Source organism: Cytobacillus sp. MT66 (genome assembly GCF_058792595.1).
The window spans coordinates 1-1348 of sequence record NZ_JBXAFB010000046.1 but is presented as its reverse complement, the minus strand read 5'-3'; the positions used below and the strand labels follow the sequence as shown (position 1 = coordinate 1348).

At 54.5% G+C, this 1348-nt stretch carries 1 rRNA gene; it reads right to left on the bottom strand.

What is annotated here, in order from left to right:
• Position 1 precedes the first annotated feature (1 nt).
• A 23S ribosomal RNA gene (locus AC1Q59_RS24735) occupies positions 2-1348 on the bottom strand; the annotation flags it as partial.

Sequence of the window (1348 nt, the reverse complement as noted above, 5' to 3'; positions counted from 1 at the left end):
TTTGGTTAAGTCCTCGATCGATTAGTATCTGTCAGCTCCACGTGTCGCCACGCTTCCACCTCAGACCTATCAACCTGATCATCTTTCAGGGATCTTACTAGCTTGACGCTATGGGAAATCTCATCTCGAGGGGGGCTTCATGCTTAGATGCTTTCAGCACTTATCCCTTCCGCACGTAGCTACCCAGCTATGCCTTTGGCAAGACAACTGGTACACCAGCGGTGCGTCCATCCCGGTCCTCTCGTACTAAGGACAGCTCCTCTCAAATTTCCTGCGCCCACGACGGATAGGGACCGAACTGTCTCACGACGTTCTGAACCCAGCTCGCGTACCGCTTTAATGGGCGAACAGCCCAACCCTTGGGACCGACTACAGCCCCAGGATGCGATGAGCCGACATCGAGGTGCCAAACCTCCCCGTCGATGTGGACTCTTGGGGGAGATAAGCCTGTTATCCCCGGGGTAGCTTTTATCCGTTGAGCGATGGCCCTTCCATGCGGAACCACCGGATCACTAAGCCCGACTTTCGTCCCTGCTCGACTTGTAGGTCTCGCAGTCAAGCTCCCTTATGCCTTTACACTCTGCGAATGATTTCCAACCATTCTGAGGGAACCTTTGGGCGCCTCCGTTACTCTTTAGGAGGCGACCGCCCCAGTCAAACTGCCCGCCTGACACTGTCTCCCGCCCCGATCAGGGGCGCGGGTTAGAATTTCAATACAGCCAGGGTAGTATCCCACCGATGCCTCCACCGAAGCTGGCGCTCCGGCTTCCAAGGCTCCTACCTATCCTGTACAAGCTGTACCGAAATTCAATATCAGGCTACAGTAAAGCTCCACGGGGTCTTTCCGTCCTGTCGCGGGTAACCTGCATCTTCACAGGTACTATAATTTCACCGAGTCTCTCGTTGAGACAGTGCCCAGATCGTTACGCCTTTCGTGCGGGTCGGAACTTACCCGACAAGGAATTTCGCTACCTTAGGACCGTTATAGTTACGGCCGCCGTTTACTGGGGCTTCAATTCAGAGCTTCGCTTTTAGCTAACCCCTCCTCTTAACCTTCCAGCACCGGGCAGGCGTCAGCCCCTATACTTCGCCTTGCGGCTTTGCAGAGACCTGTGTTTTTGCTAAACAGTCGCCTGGGCCTATTCACTGCGGCTCATCCGGGCTATTCACCCAAATGAGCACCCCTTCTCCCGAAGTTACGGGGTGATTTTGCCGAGTTCCTTAACGAGAGTTCTCTCGCTCACCTTAGGATTCTCTCCTCGCCTACCTGTGTCGGTTTGCGGTACGGGCACCTTTTTCCTCGCTAGAGGCTTTTCTTGGCAGTGTGGATTCAGGAACTTCGGTACTA